The sequence below is a fragment of the Pseudomonas sp. TE3644 genome (assembly GCF_056278815.1).
This window is the reverse complement of the sequence record NZ_JBWBQF010000001.1, coordinates 2,806,153-2,822,822: the sequence shown is the minus strand read 5'-3', so window position 1 is coordinate 2,822,822 and position 16,670 is coordinate 2,806,153. Positions and strand designations below refer to the sequence as shown.

Below are 16,670 nucleotides of genomic sequence, written 5' to 3'. Positions count from 1 at the left end.
AGCCCGGAGTAGCGCAGGCTGCTCGCCCTCGGTCAACCACCCTAGACTACTCGCCTACCGTGAGCGTCGACAGACCTAACCCGCTGCGACTCAACAGTCTAAATTCAGCCTTTAGGGCGTCAATCCGACACGTCCGCCGCGGCGTTATTGCGCAACCGGTCCAGATAGTCGGCCCACTGCTGGGCGGCTTCGCGCCGCTGCACCAGCAGTTGCGCACGGGCATACACGGCGCCCAGCGCGCCTGGCATGCGGTGTGACAGCGACAGCTCCAGCACGATGGGGTCGATGCCCAGGTGTTCATGGGCGATGGTGCGGTAGGTGGCACGAAAGCCGTGGGCGGTGATGTCGTACTCCGGCCAGATCTTCTGAAACGATTTGAGCATGGAGGTCGGGTTGATCGGCCGGCCGGGATAGACCGGCGAGTCGAAGACCCAGCCGTTGCCCTCATCATCCACCACGCGCGTCTTGCGCAGCTCGCGCAGCAGCACCAGGGCCTGCTCGGGCAAGGGGACGATGTGCTTGCTGCGGTCCAGGTGCTTGGTTTTGCTGACCACATAACGCCAGTCGGCGCCGACCAGGTCGACGTCCTCCCAGCGCATCTTCACCAGCTCGCCGGGACGCACCGGCAGCATCACCAGCAGGCGCATGGCCGCTGCCACGGCGCCGGTGCTGCGCTCGTCGAGGCGCAGCAAAAAGCGGCCGAGGTCCGCCGGCCGCTCGATCGCCGGGTTGCTGGTCACCACATGGCGAATCTTCAGTTCCTCGATATTGCTCAGCGCCACGTTGCGCTCGACCCAGCCGCGCCCTTCGGCAAACCCCAGCACCGCGCGGATGATGGTGCGGACTCGGCGTGCCATGGCCATGATGCGCTGGCGGCGCAGCTCGGTGAGGATGGCGGTGATGTGCTCGAGCTTGATCTCGCTGACCGGCTTGTCGCCGATGCGCGGCAGGATGTGATTATTGAGCGCACCGGTGAACCCCGAGACGGACTTGGTCACCAGTTCCGCGGACTTGAAGTTCAGCCATTGCTCGGCGACGTAGCGGAAGGTGCGCGCCTCGTTGAGCAACTGGGCCTCAAGCTTGGCCGTCTTTGCCTTGAGCGGGGCAATATGGTTGGCCACGTCGCGTCGCGCCGCGCGGGCGATGTCGCGTGCTTCCTTGAGCCCAATGTCCGGATAGCGGCCGACGGCAAACAGGTTTTCCTTGCCGTGCAGGCGGTACTTGAGCCGCCAGTACTTGGACGCCGGCTTGCCGGCTTTCAGCGAGGTCTTCACCTGGAGGAACAGGCCGGGGACTTCGCCATCGGCGTATTTGCCCGACTGATCCACCGAGCGGACGAAGGCGTCGCTGAGTTTGCGCCGAAAAACGGGGGGGCTGTCAGGGGGCATTTGCTGGGGGTACCGTTTTCGTAAAATGAACAATTACCCTAAATATACCCCCAGAGGTCTTGGAAATCAGTGGATTTGGACGGACGGCAGTGGACAGGTTTTAGCGCTAAATTATTGTTTTATAACGAATTTGTGGCACTCAGTGGAACTCGATCACAAACTATCGGGGTCCCCAAAAAACATCTGAATCCGCGACCGCAACCACCGTTCCCCCGGATCATTATCCTGCGCCCCCCGCCACGCCATGTGCAGCTCGAACCCCGGCATCTCCAACGGCAACTCCTCCGCCCGAATCCCCCCAGCCGCCGTCAATGCCTCAGCCGTATAGTCCGGCACCGTGGCAACAATATCGGTCCCCGCCAGCAACGTACTCAGCCCATTGAACTGCGGCACCGCCAGCACCACGTGGCGCTTGCGTTCCAGCTTCTCAAGCTCGGTGTCGATAAACCCGCTCAAATCCCCGGCAAACGACACCAGTGCATGGGGCCGTGCGCAGAAGTCGTCGAGGCTGATGGGCCCGGGCATGGTGTCGGCGCGCAGCAGTTTGGGGCGGCTGCGGCGCAGTACCTTGCGTTTGGCGTTGGCCGGCAGGTCGCTGGTGTAGCTGACGGCGATGGAGATTTCGCCCGAGGCCAGCAGCGGCGGGGCGAGGATGTAGTTGACGCGGCGGATTACCAGGACGATGCCCGGGGATTCGGCGCGCAGGCGCTTGAGCAGCGGTGGCAGCAGCGCGAATTCGACGTCGTCCGACAGGCCGATGCGGAACACGGCGGTGCTGGTGGCCGGGTCGAAGTCGGCGGCGCGGCTGACGGCGGTGGAAATCGAGTCCAGGGCCGGGGACAGCAGGGCGAAGATTTCCACGGCGCGGGCCGAGGGCTCCATGCTGCGCCCGGTGCGCACGAACAGCGGGTCGTCGAACAGGCCGCGCAGGCGCGACAGCGCGGCGCTGATGGCGGGTTGGCCGAGGAACAGTTTTTCGGCGGCGCGGGTCACGCTGCGTTCGTGCATCAGCGTTTCGAAGACGATCAGCAGGTTGAGGTCGACGCGGCGCAGGTCGTTTCGATTCATCGGGCTCGCTTCAGGGCAAGGGTGACAAATGGTTCATGCGTGAATCTTACGGGCAAAGGCTGTTAATCTGCACGGGTAAATTCAGTTTTGCCTGGCGCGCAAGCCATCGCGCAATCAATGTCAGGCATGTCGACTATTAATAGCCACGGGTGGTCTAACGGCTAAAGCCCGGATAGAGTTCATGGCATTAGAGGTTAAAAAGGCGAGGTTTGCGATGTCCCGCACGATCCGTTTTCACAAGTTTGGCCCGGCCGAAGTGCTCAAGTGCGAAGAGCATGCGGCCGCCTTGCCCGGCCCGGGCGAAGTGCAGGTGCGCGTCGAGGCGATCGGCATCAGCTGGTACGACGTGCTGTGGCGCCAGAACCTGGCGCCGTCCCAGGCGCGCTTGCCCGCAGGCCTTGGTCATGAAATGGCCGGGGTGGTGACAGCGGTGGGCGAGGGCGTCGAAGGCTTCGCGGTGGGCGACAAGGTGGCCAGCTTCCCGGCCGAAAGCCCCAATCAGTACCCGGTGTATGGTGAAGTCATCGTGCTGCCGGCGCTGGCCCTGACCCGTTATCCCGATGTGCTGACGCCCGTGGAGGCGGCGGTGCACTACACGCCGTTCCTGATCGCGTCGTTTGCCTACACCGAACTGGCCCGCGCCAAGCCGGGGCAGACGGCGTTGGTCACAGACGCCAGCCACTGCGCAGGCCCCTCGTTCGTGCAACTGGGCAATGCCCTGGGGTTGAAGGTGATCGCGGCCACCAAATCGCCGGACGAGCGTGAGTACCTGCTGTCGCTGGGCGCCAGCAAGGTGATCGTCACCGAAGAGCAAGATCTGCTGATGGCGATCAACAAGTACACCGACAACCGTGGCGTGGACATGGTGCTCGATGGCCTGGGCGGCCCGCAGATGTCGATTCTGGGGGATGTGCTGGCGCCGCGTGGCAGCCTGATCCTGTATGGCCTGCAGGGCGGCAACCAGACACCGTTCCCGGCGTGCGCGGCGTTCCAGAAGAACATTCAGTTCTATGTGCACTGCCTGGGCAACTTCACCGGCAAGCCGGAGCTGGGCATCAGTCAGGATAATGCGGCGTTGCAGCGCGCCTTGCGTGAGATCAACCAGTTGACGGCTGATCGCGTGCTGGTGCCGCAGATTACCCGGGTGTTCCCGTTCGAGCAGTTTGTGGAGGCGCACCGGTTGATGGATGAGTGCCCGTGCGGGGGGCGGATTGCGTTGAGTTTGTAGGGTCTGACATAAGGTCTTCAGCGGTCTTGAGATCGAGCGCCGCCCGCGCGGCGCTTCCCGGGCAGAGCCCGGTCCTACATTTGTTTCGGGCCAATTATGTCTGGGGTATCACCTGGCCCGCCTTGTTTGTTCACTGCGGATTTGTGTCGGGCCAGCAGAGCGGTCGAGGTGATCTCACAGGCATAACTGGCCCGAAACAAACGTAGGACCGGGCTCTGCCCGGGAAGCGCCGTGCGGACGGCGCTCGATCTCAAGACCGCCAAAAGCCCAACGTCTGACCCCTGACCGCCCTAACGCAACCCCCAAAAATACCCCCCCTCAATTTCCGACATTTCCAGTCCCCCAAACCAGCCAGACACTTCCGTAACTTCAGTTGAAATTTCCTACAACCAAGCCCACCCCATTTTCCCAACCCCTCTAAACAGGGCTTTCGCCGTCTTTCGGCGAATTTCCCTCTGTATCTGCACTGGTTTTTGCCACTGTTCTGTCGCTATTAATCGCCTGCCAGCCCTGACTACCATGGATTCATCGGATAGCTCAGGGACCGAGTCATGCCTGTCCAACCCATTGCGCCTTGCCCGCTGGGTCGCTGTCGTTGTCCGTAGGAAGTTGTAAGAAAGTTCTGAAGATCAACAACAACTCCACATATACGGTGTCAATGAGTGACAAGTCATCACGTCAGCGTTATCCATCGCGAAGCCATGAGCAATATTTACCAGCAGGTGCTGGAAAAGTTGCTGATGCACTTTACCCATGCCCAGCGGGCAGCTTTGCAATTGCTGGTGCAGCGCATCGGCGTGGCCGCCGGTGGGCCCGAGCGCCTGGGGCAATTCAAGGTGCTGGTGGCCCACGGCGGTGGCAGTACCAGTGGCCAGTGCCTGGCACTGGTGCGGGCGGCGCAATTGAGCATTGCGGCCCGCCATCAGGACACCTTCGCGCTGCGGGTCGCCATCTATCGTCATTCGGGCATGGGCCAGGAGGTGATGGGCAACATCGAGCGTGGTTACGCGGCCCTGTCGTTGCACGATGATTCACGGGTGGAGCTGGTGGTGGTCGATGACCAGCAGGTGCTGCCCTACGACGCCCTGGTGCCGCTATCGTCGGCGACGCGCCTGCGCAACCGCACCGATCTGCTGGTCAACGGCCACCTGGGCGGCGACGGTCGCGCCGCGCTGTGCCATGGCTGCTACCTGGGGCGCGGCGATTTCTACCAGCGGGCCATGGCCTGGAATGGCGGGGTGCACGCCCTGGTCAGTGCCCAGCCGCCAATGCGTCAGCGCCGCTACCTGGCCTGGGGGCTGCGCGCGGCCCGCCAGGCCGGCCTGGGCGAGCGGGCAGGGGTGGGGGGCGGCACCGACAGCGCCCTGGAAGTCATCGGGCGCCTGGGCGAGGCCTATCACCGGCAGCTGTATGGCGAGAAGCCGGGCACCCGGCGCCTGCCACGGCCGCGACGCAAGGTGCACGTGCACGTGCTGGCCATGGATGACCTGCTGGCGGTGGCGCCCGAGCAACACTGGCGCCTGCTGGTCGAGTTCCTGGGCTTTCGGTTTTCGGCCCAGGCGCTGGGTTTCAGCGAGACCGCCTGTGCCAACCCCCTGCTGATGGCGCATCTGCAAGGCCTGCGTGCCGAGCACCTGGAATCGGCCAGCTACGGCGATGGGGTGGCGCAGTACCTGCGGCTGGCCCGGCAACTGATGACCCGCAAGGGCATGCCCGACCATTTGGTGGACCTGGTGCTGTCGGCGTACGACGACCCGCACAAGCTGCAGGAGCGCCGCACCCTGGCCCAGCAACATGCCCACACCAATTACGGGGTCAGTGAAGAGCAGCTCGTCTGCCTGTTGTTTACCCCCTTTGTTGACGCTGGCAAGGGGCTGGCCACCTGGCTGGCACGCTGCCAACCGGAGCGGGTGGATACCCTGGCGGCGCTGCACCAGGTGTTGCAGGGTACCCGCGTCGACGAGTCACTGTGCCGTTGGTTGACCGCCGTCAGCGGTCTGTCGATCCAGGCGCTTCGGCGCCTGTACGGCCAGCACGCCAGCAACGGCCCAGGGCCGCAGACACTGATTGCGCGGTTGCGCGCCAGCGATCCGGATGGTGCCAGGGTGCAGGTTGTCGATCTGCACACCGGTCAGGCGAAAACAGAATGGATGTGTGGCCGCTGATGTCGATCAAATCCCAACCAGGCTTTGCCTACCAGGCGGTGTACCGCTACCTGTCGGCGCTGATTGACGCCGGCGAGCCGGGCGTGCCGTTCCGGCTGCCGTCATTGCGGTCGCTGGCCACAAGGCTGGGGGTGTCGGTGTCCACCATCCAGACCAGCTACACCTTGCTTGAGCGCGAGGGGCGTGTGTACGCCGTCGCCAAGTCCGGCTACTACGCCCGTCCACCGGCACGCGCCAAGGCTGCAGGTGACCTGTTGCAGCGCATCCAGACCGAGCAGCGGCGCCAGGTGCCGTTGTTGGCCCTGGACGTGCCGCTGCTGCGCCTCGAGCGCCAGGCGCAGCGCCAGTACGCCACGCTGCCCACCCCGGCCTGGCACCCCAACGGCGATCCCGAATTGCGCGCGGCGCTGGCGGCGCGCTACACCCAGGGGCCGCGGCACCGCTGGCACGCGGGCAACGTCTACCTGGGCGGCGATCTGCGCGGCTTGCTGGACATCACGTTCGAGGCATTGGCGCTGGCGGGCGAGCCGGTGCTGGTGGTATCGCCCTGTTGCCCGCTGGTGCTGCAGGCCTTGCGCCTGGCGGGAGCGCTGATTGTCGAGGTGCCACTGAACGATGCTGGCCGCCTGAACATGGCCAGCGTGCGCGAACACCTGCTCACGCTGCCGGTGCGGATGATGGTGATGGACGCCGGTTTCAGCAGCGTGCACGGCTCACGCATGCCGGACGACGACCTCAGCACCTTGAGTGCCTTGCTCAATCGCCAGGACATCTGGCTGCTGGAAAACGACGTGCAGGGCGCGCTGGGTTTCGAGCCGTGCCGGTATCTGCGCGACAGCTTGCCGGCGTACCGGGTTTTGGTGGTGGGCTCGCTGGAGCCTTGGCTGGGAGGGGAGGCGCCGTTTGCCTATCTGTTGACCGCCGGTGCCGGGCAACCCCTGGAGGCTGCCTTCCAGCGGCGGGCGCTGCGCCTGTCGCCGCTGCGCCAGAAAGCCCTGGCCCGGTTGCTGGAGCAGGGCTGGCTGGACGAGCAGTTGCCATACCTGCGCATGCAGTTGCAGCAACAACTGTGGCGCATCGACCGCCAGGTACGCGCCCGCCTGGGCCGGCACCTGCTGGCCGTTCACCCAGTGGGCGGCACTGGCCTATGGTTGCGCAGCCGTTACCCCCTGGACATGCGCAAGGTGTTCGAGCGGCTGTTGACCCAAGGACAGGTGGTGGAGCCTGGCTCACTGTTCAGTGTCCACGGCTTGCACGATCGGTACGTGCGGATCAACGGCCTGGGCATCGACAGTGCGGCACTGGAAGTGCTGCTGAGCGCGCTGGGCGAGGCCATGGTGGAGGAGCGCAAGGCGCTGGAGTTGACGGACGATTGAGCTGCCGGGGGCCATCGGTCCAAAACCCGTTGCCAAGATCGGGGGTCTGTATGTATAACCAGTGCCTTTCCACCCTTGGCACTTCGGCACACCGTGACCCCTGGCAACCTCGACGACCCGTTCTACTACCTGATCAACTTCCAGCGCGTGCTGGACTGGCTCGACCGGCGCTACGCCGACCTGCTCGACAGCCAGGAACAGGCCTTTGTGCGCGGGTTCGGCGAACTGCCCCGTGCCTCCCAGGCGCTGCTGGTGCGCATGGTGATGCGCAAGGGCCCGCTGTACCGGGCCAGCAAGCTGGTCTATGACGAGATCGGCGCCACCCGCGTGGCTGTCGTGCCCTTGCTTCAGGCCGGCTGGGTTGATGACAACGGGCCGCTGTGCCTGACCCAGCTGTTCGAGGTGCTGCAGAAACCTGAGCTGCTCGCGCTGTTCAAGGGGCAGGTCAGCCGTGCCTCGCTGCGCAAGGAGCAGATGCTGGCCGAGTTGCTGGACCAGGCACCCGCGCCGCAGCCTTTTGCAGCGTGGTGCCCGCATTTGGACGATGCAGTCTATTCCCTGTCAGTACGTGAGTTGTGTGACCGCCTGCGGTTGTTGTTCTTCGGCAACCTGCGCCAGGGCTGGTCGGAATTCGTGCTCGCGGACCTGGGCATCTACCGCTATGAGCAGGTTGAGCTGGACCCGGCCTCGCGTGGCCTGCAAAGCCGTGCCGATATCGACTTCTGCGTGCAGCTGCAGGCCTGCCGACAGGCGCTGGAGGAGGGTGGCCTGCTCGAGCCGCTGTTACAGCAACTGGCGTCATTGCACAGTGACAACCCTTGGCTGCAGGGCCGTCGCGATCGCCTGATGTTTGCCGTGGGCCAGCAATGCGAGCGCCAGGGGCTGTTGGAAACCGCCCTGGACATCTACGGCCGTTGCGCCTACCCCGGCGCCCGGGCCCGCCAAGTGCGGGTGCTGGAGCGTTGCGAGCGCTTTGATGAGGCGTTGCTATTGGCTGACGCTGCCCTGGCAGCCCCCGAAAGCGCAGCCGAGGCACAGCAGATTCCCCGCGTGGTGCCGCGCCTGCGCCGCAAGCTGGGGCTGCCGGCATTGCCGCGTACGCCCAAGGTGGCGGTGGATGAATGGCAACTGGTGCTGCCCGCCGAGCCGGGGCTAAGCGTGGAAACCCATGTGGCGCTGCACCTGCATCAAGAGCAGGCGCCGGTGCACTATGTGGAAAACAGCCTGATCAACTCGCTGTTCGGCCTGTTGTGCTGGCCGGCGATTTTCGCGGCGTTGCCGGGCGCCTTTTTCCACCCGTTCCAGAGCGGCCCCACCGACTTGCATCAGCCCGATTTCCGACCGCGCCGCGATGCCTTGTTCGCCGAGTGCCTGGCGCAGCTGCAAGACGGTCGCTATCAGGACAGCATCCGTGCCTGTTACCGCGACAAGTGGGGGCTGCAGTCGCCGTTCGTGTATTGGCACGCCCTGAGCGAAGACCTGTTGGAACTGGCCCTGCACTGCCTGCCTGCCGAGCACTTGCATCACTGTTTTGAACGCTTGCTGCAGGACATCGCCGCCAACCGCGCCGGCATGCCCGACCTGATCCAGTTCTGGCCGGACGAACGCCGCTACCAGATGATCGAGGTCAAGGGCCCGGGTGACAGGCTGCAGGACAATCAATTGCGCTGGCTGGAGTTCTGCGCACGCCACGCCATGCCGGTGCAGGTCTGCTACGTGCAATGGGCGCAGCCATGATCTACCGGGTGGCCGTACGCGCACTGTGCGAGTTCACCGCCAAGGTGGGCGATCTTGACTTGCGTTTCACGCCTTCGCCCAGTGCCCAGGAAGGCATGGCCGGGCACCGCCGGGTGACCGCCGGGCGCGGCGCAGGTTACCAGAGTGAAGTGGCGCTGGAAGGTGAGTTCGGCCCGCTGCGCGTACGCGGCCGGGCAGATGGATATGATCCGGCACGCAATCGCCTGGAAGAGATCAAGACCCACCGCGGCGACCTGGACCGCCAACCCGCCAACCATCGCCAGTTGCACTGGGCTCAGGCGCGGGTCTACGGTTGGCTGCTGTGCCAACGCGACGGCCTTGAGCAGTTGAACCTGGCGTTGGTGTACCTGGACGTGGACACCGACCGCCAGACGGTGATCGAGGAACCCTGGCAGGCCAGCGACCTGCAAGCGTTTTTCGACCAGCAGTGCGCGCTGTTCCTGGCGTGGGCGCAGGCGGAGATGGCACGCGCAGCACTGCGTGATCAAGGCCTGCGCGAACTGAAATTCCCCCATAGCGACTTCCGCCTGGGCCAGCGCGACCTGGCGGAAACCGTGTACAAGGCCGTCAGCACCGGCCGCTGCCTGATGGCCCAGGCCACCACCGGTATCGGCAAAACCCTGGGCACCTTGTTCCCCATGCTCAAGGCGCTGGTGCCGCAGCAACTGGACAAGATCCTGTTTCTGACCGCCAAGACCCCTGGCCGGCAACTGGCCCTCGAAGCGCTGCGCCAGATCGGTGACAGCGCCCCTGAGCTCGCGTTGCGCAGCCTGGAACTGGTGGCCCGCGACAAGGCCTGCGAGCACCCGGACAAGGCCTGCCATGGCGAGTCCTGCCCATTGGCCAAAGGCTTCTACGACCGCCTGCCGGCTGCTCGCGCCGCCGCAGTACAGGTGCGGCTGCAAAACCAGCAAGCGGTGCGCGAGGTGGCGCTGGCCCATCAGGTATGCCCGTACTACCTGAGCCAGGAGCTGGCGCGCTGGGCCGATGTGGTGATCGGCGACTACAACTATTATTTCGACCTCAACGCCCTGTTGTTCGGCCTGGCCCAGGCCAACCAGTGGCGCCTGGCGTTGCTGGCCGACGAGGCGCACAACCTGGTGGAGCGCACGCGCGGCATGTACAGCGCAAGCCTGGACCAGTACCAGCTGGGGGCACTGCGCCGCGATCCGCCAGCGGCGCTGAAAAGCCCGTTGCAGCGCCTCAATCGGGAGTGGAATGCGCTGTACAAGGACCAGTTGGGGCCGTACCAGGCTTACCTGCATTTGCCGGACAAGTTCGTCATGGCGCTGTTGCGCTGCGTCAGCGCCATTGCCGATCTGCTGAACGAGCAACCCGAGGGCCTGGACCGTGCCTGGCTGGATTTTTACTTCGAGGCCTTGCAGTTCACCCGCGTGGCCGAACTGTTCGGCGAGCACTACGTGTTCGACATTCACGTGCGTGAAGGGGCAGGGCGGCGGCGCCAGGGATTGTTGTCGTTGCGCAATGTGGTGCCAGCGCCCCTGAGCGGCCCGCGGCTAAAAGCGGCGCGCAGTTGCGTGCTGTTTTCCGCCACCCTGAGCCCGCAGCATTACTTCGCCGACCTGCTGGGCCTGCCGGCCGACTGCGCCTGGATCGATGTGCAGTCACCGTTCCAGGCGGCGCAGTTGCAGGTGCGCATCGTCGACAGCATCTCCACGCGGTTCAACCACCGCAAGGCCTCCTTGGCGCCGATTGCCGACTTGATCGCCACGCAGTTTGCGGAGACTCCGGGTAACTACCTGGCGTTCTTCAGCAGTTTTGACTACCTGCAGCAGGTGGCCGAGGTGATGGCCCAGCGTCACCCCGCAGTGCCGTTGTGGTTGCAGGGCCGCAGGATGGACGAAGCGCAGCGGCGGGATTTTCTTGGCCAATTCAGCGAGCACAGCCAGGGCGTGGGCTTCGCAGTGCTGGGCGGCGCCTTTGGTGAGGGCATCGACCTGCCGGGCAAGCGCCTGATCGGCGCGTTCATCGCCACCCTGGGCCTGGCGCAGTTCAACCCGGTGAACGAGCAACTCAAGGGCCGCATGGGCGAGATCTTTGGTGCCGGCTACGACTACACCTATCTGTACCCCGGCCTGCACAAAGTGGTGCAGGCGGCGGGGCGGGTGATTCGCGGGCAGCAGGATCAGGGCGTGGTGATGCTGATCGATGATCGCTTCAACGAAGGCCGCATCAAGGCGCTGTTGCCGCGCTGGTGGGACCTGTCCCCCAACCCGTAGCCGCTGCCGCAGGCTGCGCTGGCCCTATGCCCCACCTTCGATCTCCAGGGTTCACGCGGGCCAGCGCAGCCTGGCGGCATCGGCTACAGGGGGCAGGTGTCAATTTTTAATGCACCGGGGGATCTAACCCGTCGCGCCAAGGTCAAACTGCCAGTAAACTGACCCCCTAGTGTCCCCGATTTCCTTTTTCAGAGGTTATGCATGAAGCTCAGTCCATTGGCGGGTAAACCGGCTCCAGCAAACGTGCTGGTCGATATTCCGCGACTGGTTACCGCCTACTACACCGTTCAGCCCGACGCCGCCGAGTCCACCCAGCGCGTGGCCTTCGGTACGTCCGGGCACCGGGGCAGTTCGTTCGATGCAAGCTTCAATGAATGGCACGTTTTGGCCATCAGCCAGGCGATCTGCCTGTACCGCCAGGCGCAGGGCATCGATGGCCCGCTGTACCTGGGCGCCGACACCCACGCGCTGTCCACCCCGGCCGCTGCCAGCGCCCTGGAAGTGCTGGCCGCCAACGGCGTGCAGGTGATGATCTCGCACAACGACGAGTACACGCCCACGCCGGCCGTGTCCCACGCCATCCTGTGCTACAACAAGGGCCGCAGCAGCGGCCTGGCCGACGGCATCGTCATCACGCCGTCGCACAATCCGCCGCAAAGCGGTGGCTTCAAGTACAACCCGCCCAACGGTGGCCCGGCCGACAGCCATGTCACCAAATGGATCGAAGCCAAGGCCAACGAACTGCTGGCTGATGGCCTGAAAGGCGTGAAGCGCATCGGCCACGAGCAGGCCCTGAAGGCCGCCACCACCCACCGCCACGACTACCTCAATACCTACGTGGCGGACCTGGGCAACGTCATCGACCTGGACGCCATCCGTGGCGCCGGGCTGCGCCTGGGCGTCGACCCGCTGGGCGGCGCCGGGGTCAACTACTGGTCGGCCATCGCCGAGCACTACAAGCTCAACCTGGACGTGGTCAACACCCACGTCGACCCGACCTTCCGCTTCATGTGCGTGGACTGGGACGGCCAGATCCGCATGGACCCGTCCTCGCCGTACGCCATGCAGGGCCTGATCGGTCTGAAGGATCGTTTTGATGTGGCCTTCGCCTGCGACCCGGACCACGACCGCCACGGCATCGTCACCCCCAACGGCGGCCTGCTGGCCCCCAACAACTACCTGGCGGTGGCCATCGACTACCTGTTCCAGAACCGTCCGCAGTGGCGCGCTGATGCGGCCGTGGGCAAGACCGTGGTCAGCAGTGGCCTGATCGATCGCGTCACCGCGCGCCTGGGTCGCCGTCTGTATGAAGTGCCGGTGGGCTTCAAGTACTTCGCCGACGGCTTGTTCGATGGCTCGCTGGGCTTTGGTGGGGAGGAGAGCGCCGGTGCCTCGTTCCTGCGTCGTGACGGCAGCGTCTGGGCCACCGACAAGGACGGCCTGATCCCTGCTTTGCTGGCCGCGGAAATCACCGCGCGTACTGGCCGCAACCCGGGCCAGGCGTACCAGGAGCTGACCCGCGACCTGGGCGAACCGTTCGCCACCCGCGTCGAAGCCAAGGCCAGCCCTGCGCAGAAAGCGGCGCTGGGCAAGCTGTCGCCTGAGCAGGTCAAGTCCACGGAGCTGGCTGGCGAGCAGATCGAGCAGATCCTCAGCCATGCGCCGGGCAACGACCAGGCCATCGGCGGCCTGAAAGTCATGACCGCCAACGGCTGGTTCGCCGCGCGGCCGTCGGGTACCGAAGACATTTACAAGATCTACGCCGAAAGCTTCGTCGACGAGGCGCATTTGCAGCGCCTGGTGGCTGAGGCGCAGGTGTTGGTGGACGCTGCCATCAGCTGATATCGGTGGTGGCCGTTTCCCGAGCAAGCCCGGTCCCACACCTGTCGCGGCAGTGGTGTCAGGGAGGCAAAGCACTCAGCTTTGGCTGCAATGCTTCAAAAGGCTAAGAGCTTTGCCTAACTGACACCACTGCCGCGAAAGGTGTGGGACCGAGCAAAGCTCGGGAAACAGGCGACACAAAAAAAGCCCCAGCATCACTGCCGGGGCTTTTCCATTCAGGCCACATCCACCAACACAATCTCGGCTTCTTCAATCGCCGTAACCCGCAGCACACGCTCTTCCGCCACCGCCACGCCATCGCGTGCCACAGCGCGCACGCCGTTGACTTCGATCACACCCGTGGCCGGTACCAGATATGCCTTGCGGCCTTCATCCAGCACGTACTCGGCGGTTTCACCGGCTTTCAGTGTTGCCGCCACCAGGCGCCCATCAGCACGGATGCGCAGGCTGACGTCGTCATTGGCACGGCCGCTGGCCAGGGTCACGAAGCCTTCGCCACGTTCGCCTTTGGGGAACGGACGGGCGCCCCACGACGGCGCTTCACCGCGTTTGTCCGGGATAATCCAGATCTGGAAGATGCGCGTGGCGCCTTTTTCCAGGTTGTACTCACTGTGGACGATGCCGCTGCCGGCGCTCATCACTTGTACGTCACCCGCTTCGGTACGGCCTTTGTTGCCCAGGCTGTCCTGGTGGGTGATGGCGCCTTCGCGGACATAAGTGATGATTTCCATGTCGCGGTGTGGGTGCTGCGGAAAACCGGTGCCGGGGGCGATCACGTCATCGTTCCACACCCGCAGATTGCCCCAGTTCATGCGGCTGGGGTCATGGTACTCGGCGAACGAGAAATGGTGATGGGCGTCGAGCCATCCGTGGTTGGCGCCACCCAAGGATGCGAAAGGTCTGAGCTGGATCATGGTGCACTCCTTAAATGGAAGATTTGAATCACGGAGCTAGTGTCCCGCTTTCACACATCGAAAAAAAGCGTAAAAACTTCACGATTCCAATCAACTAATTCGATTAGTTGTAGCCGCTGCCGCCAGGCTACAAGTACGTAAATGCTTGATTCCTCACGCTTTGGCTGGCAGTGTCAGTACCTGTCATTTCCACCCTGGTGCCCGCGTGTCCGAACTCCCCGCTGAACTTGTCCCACCCGCCCAATTGCCACTGCTCAAGCGCCTGGTGGCGCGCCTGCTGGGGCGTGGCTTGAGCCGTCTCAGCGCTCAGCATCGTGACTCCTGGTTCCACGGCCACGTGGCCGGCCAGCGCAGTGGCCATGGCGAAGGGCTGCGTGAGGGCTACGAGCGTGGGCGGGTGGAAGGTTTCGAGGAAGGCCAGCAGGTGCTGGTGATTCGCGACACCCGCCCCGACGAGCACGGCGTGCCAGGGGTGGACGACTACCTGTTCGATGCCTGGAAGCTGGGCCTGACCGCAGAGCTGAAAAAACGCATCAAGGCCGACGTCGCCCAGCGCCTGCCCGAAAGCGCCCAGCCCAGTACGGCGCAATGGAAGCTGATATTCAGCGACACACCGTCCACGTGTGTCATCGCCGGCGCCGGTGCGGGCAAGTCCACCTCGCTGGTGCTGCGCATGCTGGTGCTGCATCACTACCTGGGCATGGAGCTGGATGCGCTGACTGTGGTCACGTTCACGCGAGAGTCGCGCAAGGACTTCATCAATAAAGTGCTGCACGTGTTTGGCCTATGGGGCTATCAGCTCACCGGTAAGCAAGTGCGCGAAGTGGTGCGCACCTTCCACTCGCGCATCCTGCCGCTGGTGCGCAGCCTGCCGGGGTTCGGCCAGTTGCGTGCGTTCGAGAACCTCAGCAACCAGACACCGTTGCCGGGTGCCGAGGAGGACGCCGACAGCAACCCCTTCGACCTGCGCCTCAATGACGCCCAGCGCCAACAGATGAACTTGGCGTACCGCGACCTGATGCAGTCCAGCGAGCGCTTCGCCGAACTGATCGGCCAACTGCGCCGCCAGGCCCTGCAACTCAAGGAGCTCGACCGCGACCACCCGGACGTGCAGAAGCGCGTGGCGGTGACCGAGCTGTCGTCGCGTCGTGACGAAGAGCTGTGCGATGTGATCGAAGACCTGTGGTTCAACGCCGGCGCCTGGCCGATCAAGGGCATCGAGCCCAGCCGCGAAACCGTGGACATCAACGGTAGTCGCTTCCACTTCCACGGCTACATCCCCGAGATGGACGCCTGGGTGGTGCTGGGGTTCGACCCGTCCCAGGACCAGCAGATGAAACGCCCCGGCGCCAAGCTGCCGGTGTGGGCCGAGTGGGTGATCAAGCGCACGCTGTTCCAGGCCTTCTGTGCCAAACCGGTGATCTGGCTGGAAAACTACGCCCAGGCCCGGCGGCTGTTGGGCTCGCTGGCCGCCGATGCGGTGGCGGGGCCGGGCTTCGATTACAAGGTCAAGGGTGAGCTGGTATCGGCGCCGCTGCTGGACTGCTTTATTGGCGCGGCGGGTTTTATCGAAAACCTGGGGCTGGACGTGACCGCTGCCGTCAACCAGATGAGCTTCCCCAGCGACGACACCGATCGCCTGTTCTTCGAAGCCCTGAGCCTGTACTGGAAAGCCTTCGAGGCGCATCTGCTTGCGCAGTCGCCACCGGTCATGACCTACAACCGCATGTTCGCCCTGTTCGGCGAAAACAACCCCGAGAACCTGCGCCAGCTGGGCGATGAGATGCTGCGGCCGCTGTCGCACCTGATGATCGACGAGTTCCAGGACGTGTCGCCACAGATCGTCTCGTGGCTGCGCGCCACCCTGCGGGAAATCCGCAGCCGCGGGCCGCAGCTGTCAGTGGGGCGTGTGGCTCAGCATTCGTCGTTGCTGTGCGTGGGCGATGACTGGCAGTCGATCTACGGGTGGCGCGGCAGCTCGCCCAAGTATTTCATGGAGTTCGCCAAGCAGTTCCCGTCACCGGCCACCACCCGGGTGATGCTGGCCGACAACTTCCGCAGCCACCAGCACATCATCGACGCCGCCGAGCACCTGGTGCGCAATGCCCCGGCCATTGCCGGCAAGAAGGCGAGGGCGGCCGGCCCGCAGCCTGAAGCGCTGACGCCGGTGCGGGTGCTGGACCGGGACGACGAAACCATGGCCCTGACCGTGGCCGAGCACTATGACCGGGGGGATTCAATCCTGCTGCTGTTCCGCAAGGGCAGCGACCGGGCCAGTGCTGCCCAGCACCTGGTGCCCCTGTTGGCGCGCGACCAGGCAAGGCCGGCCGGTGAGCGGCAGATCAAGCAGCTGACCTATCACAGTGCCAAGGGCTTGCAGGCCGATGCGGTGTTTTTGCTGGGCGATTGCCAGCACGTCACCCGGTCGCCGTACAAGAACCAGGTGTATCGCGTGGCAGGGCTGGGCAAGGCGGGAGAGGCCGAGGCCTATGACAAGGCGCAGCAGGATGAAACCCTGCGCCTGGCGTATGTGGCGTTGACCCGAGCGGTGAGCCATTGCTACTGGTACGTGGAGCCGGCCACCAAGGACACCGCCGTGCTGCCACGCGCCTCGGACAACGTCGCCGGCGACAAGCCCTTCTTCGAAGACCTGCGAGCCAGCAAGTCACTCTGACGGGGGCCATTCGGGCA

General features: G+C 64.6%; 10 protein-coding genes. 7 read left to right on the top strand and 3 right to left on the bottom strand.

What is annotated here, in order from left to right:
• Positions 1-119 precede the first annotated feature (119 nt).
• Together ACZ9GA_RS12430 and ACZ9GA_RS12425 are read right to left on the bottom strand one after the other, a co-directional pair.
• On the bottom strand, positions 120-1,388 hold the full coding sequence (locus ACZ9GA_RS12430; RefSeq protein ID WP_457362392.1) for a tyrosine-type recombinase/integrase: 1,269 nt from the start codon (positions 1,386-1,388) through the stop codon (positions 120-122).
• 153 nt (positions 1,389-1,541) lie between these two features.
• Complete coding sequence (locus ACZ9GA_RS12425; protein WP_457362393.1) at positions 1,542-2,456, bottom strand: LysR family transcriptional regulator; 915 nt, start codon at positions 2,454-2,456, stop codon at positions 1,542-1,544.
• Positions 2,457-2,670: 214 nt separating this feature from the next.
• Here ACZ9GA_RS12425 and ACZ9GA_RS12420 point away from each other — a divergent pair, with 214 nt between their 5' ends.
• From ACZ9GA_RS12420 to pgm, 6 genes are all read left to right on the top strand, one after another.
• Positions 2,671-3,684 carry a zinc-dependent alcohol dehydrogenase family protein gene (locus tag ACZ9GA_RS12420; protein ID WP_457362394.1) on the top strand — a complete coding sequence of 338 codons (1,014 nt, stop codon included), beginning with the start codon at positions 2,671-2,673 and terminating at the stop codon, positions 3,682-3,684.
• A 662-nt stretch (positions 3,685-4,346) separates the two neighbouring features.
• A complete protein-coding gene (locus ACZ9GA_RS12415) occupies positions 4,347-5,849 on the top strand; it encodes a hypothetical protein (protein WP_457362395.1) in 1,503 nt (500 codons plus the stop codon).
• Positions 5,849-7,225 (top strand): aminotransferase class I/II-fold pyridoxal phosphate-dependent enzyme, encoded by a 1,377-nt coding sequence (locus tag ACZ9GA_RS12410; protein ID WP_457362396.1) that lies wholly within the window; start codon positions 5,849-5,851, stop codon positions 7,223-7,225. Before ACZ9GA_RS12415 ends, ACZ9GA_RS12410 begins: the two co-directional genes overlap by 1 nt.
• 93 nt (positions 7,226-7,318) lie before the next feature.
• Positions 7,319-8,962, top strand: coding sequence for a VRR-NUC domain-containing protein (locus ACZ9GA_RS12405; RefSeq protein ID WP_457363743.1), 1,644 nt, complete (start codon positions 7,319-7,321; stop codon positions 8,960-8,962).
• Positions 8,959-11,223, top strand: a complete 2,265-nt coding sequence (locus tag ACZ9GA_RS12400; protein WP_457363744.1) for an ATP-dependent DNA helicase — start codon at positions 8,959-8,961, stop codon at positions 11,221-11,223. Before ACZ9GA_RS12405 ends, ACZ9GA_RS12400 begins: the two co-directional genes overlap by 4 nt.
• Before the next feature lie 201 nt (positions 11,224-11,424).
• A complete protein-coding gene (gene pgm / locus ACZ9GA_RS12395; RefSeq protein ID WP_457362397.1) occupies positions 11,425-13,065 on the top strand; it encodes a phosphoglucomutase (alpha-D-glucose-1,6-bisphosphate-dependent) in 1,641 nt (546 codons plus the stop codon).
• Between the two features lie 215 nt (positions 13,066-13,280).
• On the opposite strand, the gene ACZ9GA_RS12390 is transcribed toward pgm, so the two are convergent.
• Positions 13,281-13,979 (bottom strand): pirin family protein, encoded by a 699-nt coding sequence (locus ACZ9GA_RS12390; protein WP_457362398.1) that lies wholly within the window; start codon positions 13,977-13,979, stop codon positions 13,281-13,283.
• A 205-nt stretch (positions 13,980-14,184) separates the two neighbouring features.
• Here ACZ9GA_RS12390 and ACZ9GA_RS12385 point away from each other — a divergent pair, with 205 nt between their 5' ends.
• Positions 14,185-16,653 (top strand): UvrD-helicase domain-containing protein, encoded by a 2,469-nt coding sequence (locus ACZ9GA_RS12385; protein WP_457362399.1) that lies wholly within the window; start codon positions 14,185-14,187, stop codon positions 16,651-16,653.
• The last annotated feature ends 17 nt before the right edge of the window (positions 16,654-16,670 follow it).

What these genes read in the sequence shown, in the direction of transcription:
- ACZ9GA_RS12430 (WP_457362392.1), bottom strand. Translation starts at nt 1,388, where the DNA reads ATGCCCCCTGACAGCCCCCCCGTTTTTCGGCGCAAACTCAGCGACGCC.
- ACZ9GA_RS12420 (WP_457362394.1), top strand. Translation starts at nt 2,671, where the DNA reads ATGTCCCGCACGATCCGTTTTCACAAGTTTGGCCCGGCCGAAGTGCTC.
- ACZ9GA_RS12390 (WP_457362398.1), bottom strand. Translation starts at nt 13,979, where the DNA reads ATGATCCAGCTCAGACCTTTCGCATCCTTGGGTGGCGCCAACCACGGA.
- ACZ9GA_RS12425 (WP_457362393.1), bottom strand. Translation starts at nt 2,456, where the DNA reads ATGAATCGAAACGACCTGCGCCGCGTCGACCTCAACCTGCTGATCGTC.
- pgm (WP_457362397.1), top strand. Translation starts at nt 11,425, where the DNA reads ATGAAGCTCAGTCCATTGGCGGGTAAACCGGCTCCAGCAAACGTGCTG.
- ACZ9GA_RS12400 (WP_457363744.1), top strand. Translation starts at nt 8,959, where the DNA reads ATGATCTACCGGGTGGCCGTACGCGCACTGTGCGAGTTCACCGCCAAG.
- ACZ9GA_RS12410 (WP_457362396.1), top strand. Translation starts at nt 5,849, where the DNA reads ATGTCGATCAAATCCCAACCAGGCTTTGCCTACCAGGCGGTGTACCGC.